Raw genomic sequence first — 6,000 nt, forward strand, 5'->3', positions numbered from 1 at the left:
GCTGCCTGAAAGGCGGCGGCTGTCCGAACACACCAACCATCAAGCAAAAACCATGTCGAAAAGAAAGCACAACAAAATCCCCCTGCTGGCGCACGAATGGCGCGCCAGCATTTCGCTGGCCGGCGTTTACGCGTTGCGGATGCTGGGCATGTTTCTGGTGCTGCCGGTGCTCTCGCCCTACGCGGCGGGGCTGGGCGGCACTGCGGCGGCCGGCGGGCTGGCCATCGGCGTTTACGGTTTTACCCAGGCGCTGCTGCAGCTGCCGCTGGGCATCGCGTCCGACCGCTTCGGCCGCAAAAAAGTGATTTATCTCGGGCTGGCGGTGTTTGCGCTGGGCAGTTTCCTGTCGGCGATGGCCGACAACGTTACCCTGCTGATTATCGGCCGCGCGGTGCAGGGCGCGGGGGCGGTAAGCGCTGCGGTTACCGCGCTGCTGGCGGATCTGACCCGCGAAGAAGTCCGCACCCGCGCCATGGCGTCGGTGGGGCTGACCATTGGCCTGGCCTTTGCCGCCAGCATGGTGCTGGGGCCTGTGCTGACCCGTTTTGTCGGCGTGCCCGGCCTGTTTGCGCTGACCGGTTTTCTGTGCCTGGCCGCGGTGGCGGTGGTGGCGCTGGTTACGCCCAATCCGACCGTGAGCAAGCTGCGCCAGGACGCCGATACCCAGCCTTCGCGCATCAGCGAAGTGCTGAAAAACCGCCTGCTGATGCAGCTGAACTTCGGCATTTTCGCCCTGCAGGCGGTGATGATGGCGATTTTCGCCAGCCTGCCGACGGTGGCCGAAGGGCTGGGTCTGGCGCGCACTTCGCACGGCATGCTGTATCTGCCGGCGGTGCTGCTGGGGCTGGTGCTGATGGTGCCGGCCATCATCCTTGCCGAAACGCGCAACAAAATGAAGGCGGTGTTTGTGGCGGGCATCCTGCTGATTGCCGCCGGACTGGCGGGCATGTATTTTGGCATCGCTTCGCTCTTGGCCATCGGTGCGGCGCTGGCGGTGTATTTCGTCGGCTTCAATATTCTTGAAGCCAGCCTGCCGTCGATAGTGTCGAAAGTGGCGCCGGTCGATCTGAAAGGCACGGCGATGGGCGTGTACAACACCGCCCAGTCGGTCGGCGTGTTTGTCGGCGGCTCGGTGGGTGGAGTGCTGTTCCGCCATTTCGGCTTTGGCGGCGTGTTTCTCTTTTCGCTGGCGCTGACCCTGCTGTGGCTGGCCGTCGCCCTTGCCGCGCCGGCGCCCAAGCCGGTACGCAACCTGATGCTGGCGCTGCCGCCCGAGCGTCGCGGCGACTTGGGCAGCCTGAAAAGCCGTGTGGCCGCTTTGGCCGGCGTGGAAGCAGTCAGCTTCAGCGAAGATGGCGAAACCCTGTTTGTCAAAGTGCTACAGCATTTTGACGAAGAACCCCTGCAAAAAATCTTAACCGGAGCTTGATATGTCTTTAAACAAAGTCATCCTGATCGGCAATCTCGGCCGTGATCCCGAAGTGCGCTACATGCCCAACGGCGAAGCGGTGTGCAATTTTTCCATCGCCACTTCCGAAACCTGGAACGACCGCCAGAGCGGCCAGCGCCAGGAGCGCACCGAGTGGCACAACATCACCATGTACCGTCGTCTGGCCGAAATCGCCGGCCAGTATCTGAAAAAGGGCAGCCAGGTCTATATCGAAGGCCGCATCCAAAGCCGCAAATACACCGGCAAAGACGGCATCGAGCGCACCGCCTACGATATCGTTGCCAACGAAATGAAAATGCTCGGCAGCCGCAACGCTTCCGGCGGCAGCGGCAATTACGACGACCAGGGTGGCTACCAGCAGCCTGCCCAGCAGTACGCCCCGCCGCAGCAGAACTACAGCAGCGAGCCACCGCCCGCACCGCGCCGCCAGGCCGCGCCCGCGCCTGCCGCGCCGGTGGAAGACATCGACGACGACATTCCCTTCTGATGCCGCGTTTCGCACCTTCAGGCAGCCTGAAAGCACGCAAGCCGGTATTCGCAACAGGAAACCGCCATGCCTAGCCCGCAACTTCACGATCATCCCCACCTGCCGCCGCAGGACTGCGAGCCGCCGCTCAAGGCCGGCTACCACCGTCTCGGCCGCAGCGGCAAGCTGAGCCTGTGGTTCGGCATTGCGCAAACGGTAATGATTTTCGCTGTGATGCTGCTGGCGCTGTGGCAGCCGGTGCCGCTGCCGGTGCTGGCGCAAAATCTGGCGGCCGGCGTGGTGTTTGCCGTTGTGCTGTGGCACTGCGCCCATGCCCGCAGCAAGGCCTTTTTGCTGCTGGCGCTGCTGTATCTGCTCTTTGCCTTCGGTTTTTCCGTTACGACAAACAGCGGCTGGAAGCTGAGTTTTGATCTGAACCTGCCGCTGCGGCTGTCTGTCGCTTTCGGCGGCCAGTTTGACGGTTTTGCGCTGAGCCTTGCCTTTGACCTGCTGGCGCTGCTGGCATGCGGTTTGAGTGTGAACGTGTGGCGGCGGTTGCGCCGTCTGCCGCCGCTGCCGAAGCAGCCTTGCTCTGAAGAGCGCGGCTACGACAGCGAATTCGACGAAGAACTGTAATTCCGGCTGCCGCCGCTGGGCGGGCGGTTGCTCCCAAGCCAAGCGGCGGTGCGTGTACGGCACCGCCGCTGTTTTATTGGCGACAATTTTTTCAGGCAGCCTGAAAGCCGCTGCCGCAAGGAATCGAATATGAATCGGGTAAGAATCAAAATCTGCGGCATCACGCGGGTGGAAGACGCGCTTGCCGCCGCGGCCGCCGGCGCCGACGCGGTGGGGCTGGTGTTTTTTGCCGGCAGCAAGCGTTGCGTCGATGCCGCGCGGGCACGGGAAATCGTGGCCGCGCTGCCGCCGTTTGTGTCGGCGGTGGGCTTGTTTGTCAATGCCGGCGCCGACGAAGTCCGCCGCGTGCTCGACAGCGTGCCGCTCGATCTGCTGCAGTTTCACGGCGATGAAGACGCTGCTTACTGTCGCCGTTTCGGCCGTCCTTATCTGAAAGCGGTGCGCGTGCGCTCGGCCGACGACATCTGCCGCGCCCAAGCCGCCTATCCCGATGCCCGCGCGCTGTTGCTCGATGCTTATGTTGAAGGCGAGTACGGCGGCACCGGCCGCAGTTTCGACTGGTCGCTGCTGCCGCAAGATTTGGGACAAAACTGGGTGTTGGCCGGCGGGCTGACGCCGCAAAACGTTGCCGCCGCGCTTGCCGCCAGCCGTGCGCCGGCGGTGGACGTTTCCGGCGGGGTGGAAGCGGCGGCGGGCATTAAAGACGCGGCAAAAATCGCCGCATTCGCCGCGGCCGTCCGCAAAGCAGCCTGAAAGCGGCAGGCAGCCTGAAAACGCCCAAACCGCTTTTCAGGCTGCCTTGAATGACCGGCAGCGTAAAAGACAAGGAACGATAGGGAGCACAAGATGCGGCAGGAACTGATGCGCGAAAAAGAAGCGGCGCTGGCGCAATACCGCGGCAACGGCGACCCGCAGGCGTTTTTCCGCCGTTACGGCGCGGCTTTGGAAGCGCTGCTGGCCAAGCTGTGGCAGCAGTATTTTTCAGGCTGTCCTTACTGCCTGCTGGCGGTGGGCGGTTTCGGCCGCGGCGAAGTCTATCCGCATTCCGATTTGGATTTGGCGCTGGTGGCGCCCGCAGAATTGTCGGCAGAAGACGAAAACCGGATTGCCGGCTTCGTGCAGGCTTTGTGGGATATGGGTTTGGCGCCGGCTTTGAAGTCAGGCAGCCTGAAACAGCTGTGCGCCGCCGCTGCACAGGATGTTTCCGCCGACACCGCTTTTCTCGAAGCACGACTGCTGTGCGGCGAAGAAGCGCTGGCGCAGCGTTTGCGCCAACAGCTGGACGCGCAGCGCGACACCGCGGCTTTTGTCGAAGCCAAGCTGGTAGAAATGCAGCGCCGCCACGCCCGCCGGCCGGCGCTGGTTTTGGAGCCGGACGTGAAAAACGGCAGCGGCGGTCTGCGCGATTTACACACCATGATGTGGCTGGCGCAGGTGCAGGGGCTGCAAACCGGTTTTTACGCGCTGATGCACCGGCGCATCATCACCCGCATCGAAGCCGGCCTGCTGCGCAGCTGCCACCGCGAGTTGGCGCGGCTGCGTATTGATCTACATCTGGCTGCCGGCCGTGCCGAAGAGCGGCTGGTATTCGATTTGCAGGCTGAAATCGGCTGCCGCCGTTATCCCGATTTGGAACGGCAGGCGGCGGTGGAAAAGCTGATGCACGGCTTTTACCGCACGGTGAAAACCGTTATCCAGCTCAACGGCATTCTGATTCCGATGCTGCGCGGTCGGGTGTATTCGGCGCTGCCGCGGGTGGTGGGCGAAATCGACGCCGACTATTATTTGCTGGGTAAGCAGATTGCCGTGCGCGATTTGAAGTTGTTTGAGAAACGGCCGCAGGAGATTTTCGGCGTGGTGTCGCGCTGGCAGCGCAACGGCGCGGTGGAAGGCATGGCGCCGAAAACACTGCGGGCGTGGTGGGCGGCGGTGCAGTCGCTGGACGAGGGTTTTTACGCCGATCCCGCCAACCGCGCCCGTTTTTTGGATTTTTTCCAAACCGGTGCCAATCTGAGCAAAATCATGCGCTTTCTCAATCTATACGGCGTGCTGGCGCGCTATCTACCGGGTTGGAAAGCGATTGTCGGGCTGCTGCAGCACGATTTGTTTCATGTTTATCCGGTTGACGACCATATTCTGACGGTGCTGGCCAAGCTGCGGCGGCTGGCATTGGAGGAATACAGCCACGAGATGCCGTTTGCCAGCGCCCTGATGCACGCGTTTGAACCCAAATGGCTGCTGTATCTGGCGGCGCTGTTTCACGATATCGCCAAAGGCCGCAACGGCGATCACGCAAAACTGGGCATGGAAGATGCCCGACGTTTCGCCGCCGACCATGGCTTGAGCGCTGATGAGTGCGAACTGCTGGTGTGGCTGGTGGAGGATCATCTGCTGATGTCGTCGGTGGCGCAAAAAGAGGACATCCAAGATCCGGAAACAGTCGAGCGCTTCTGCCGCCGCGTGCGTACGCCACAGCGTTTGCGCGCGCTGTATCTGCTGACGGTGGCGGATATTTGCGGAACCAACCCGAAAATCTGGAATTCGTGGAAAGACCAACTGCTCAAACAGCTTTTTCAGGCTGCTTTGCGCCGGTTGTCCGGCGAGTCCGGCAGCCGCGAAAGCATGGGCAGCCGCCGTCGCGCAATGGCATTGGCGGCATTGGCCGAGCAGGGGAAAAGCGAGCGCGAAATCCGTTCCGTCTGCCGCACGCTGGGCGATGCTTATTTTGTGCGCCATGAGCCGGAAGAAATTTTGTGGCATCTGCAAGTGCTGCCGCAAAAGGGCATGGACAATGCGGTAGCGGGCATCCGCAGTCTGGATACGGCAACGCTGCAGATTGTGGTGTTTATGCCCAATGCTGATGGTTTGTTTGCTCGTCTGTGTCGTCTGTTCAGCCGCAACGATTTGGACATCGCCGCCGCGCGGGCGTTTGTTACCGAGCACGATTTTATTCTCGATACTTTCGTTGTTAGGCTGCCTGAATATCTGGCCGGTAGCGACAGCAGCAGTTTTCAGGCTGCTTTGCAGCGACAGTTGGACGATTTTCTCGCCGGCCGTTTTGCCGAAAAGAAAGACAAACGCCAAGCAAGCCGCCGCGCCCGCAGTCTGCCAATCGCCCCGCATATCGAGCTGAATGCCGACCCGAGCCAGGCCGATTGGTATGTGCTGGAGCTGGTAGCAGTCAACCGCCCCTATCTGCTGGCCGATATCAGCGAAGTGTTCGCCCGCCGTCGCATCAGCGTGCGCCACGCCAAAATCAGCACGCTTGCCGATAGGGCCGAAGACAGCTTCCTGCTGTACAGCGCAGCATTGGCCGATCCTGCCGAAGAAGTGGCTTTGAAACGCGACTTGCTGGCGGTGTTAAGCACGTAGGCCTGGCAGTTTTTCAGGCTGCCTTATAAAAACATTTCCTTTTTCGATATGGATTTGTGCTTTGGCGGGTAGTTTT

General features: G+C 61.6%; 5 protein-coding genes. All 5 read left to right on the forward strand.

Features of this window, described 5'->3' with window-relative positions:
* Positions 1–52: 52 nt before the first annotated feature.
* The 5 genes from MB824_RS07450 to glnD all read left to right on the forward strand — a co-directional run bounded on the left by MB824_RS07450 (position 53) and on the right by glnD (position 5,924).
* Positions 53–1,429 carry an MFS transporter gene (locus tag MB824_RS07450; RefSeq protein ID WP_238747695.1) on the forward strand — a complete coding sequence of 459 codons (1,377 nt, stop codon included), beginning with the start codon at positions 53–55 and terminating at the stop codon, positions 1,427–1,429.
* A gap of 1 nt (position 1,430) precedes the next feature.
* A complete protein-coding gene (locus MB824_RS07455) occupies positions 1,431–1,937 on the forward strand; it encodes a single-stranded DNA-binding protein (protein WP_238747697.1) in 507 nt (168 codons plus the stop codon).
* Positions 1,938–2,003: 66 nt separating this feature from the next.
* Positions 2,004–2,552, forward strand: coding sequence for a hypothetical protein (locus MB824_RS07460; protein WP_238747698.1), 549 nt, complete (start codon positions 2,004–2,006; stop codon positions 2,550–2,552).
* 75 nt (positions 2,553–2,627) lie between these two features.
* On the forward strand, positions 2,628–3,305 hold the full coding sequence (locus MB824_RS07465; protein ID WP_274070808.1) for a phosphoribosylanthranilate isomerase: 678 nt from the start codon (positions 2,628–2,630) through the stop codon (positions 3,303–3,305).
* 93 nt (positions 3,306–3,398) lie between these two features.
* A complete protein-coding gene (gene glnD, locus MB824_RS07470; protein WP_238747702.1) occupies positions 3,399–5,924 on the forward strand; it encodes a [protein-PII] uridylyltransferase in 2,526 nt (841 codons plus the stop codon).
* Positions 5,925–6,000: the final 76 nt, after the last annotated feature.

Source organism: Kingella pumchi, assembly GCF_022288825.1.
In the GTDB taxonomy this organism is placed as follows: domain Bacteria; phylum Pseudomonadota; class Gammaproteobacteria; order Burkholderiales; family Neisseriaceae; genus Kingella_D; species Kingella_D pumchi.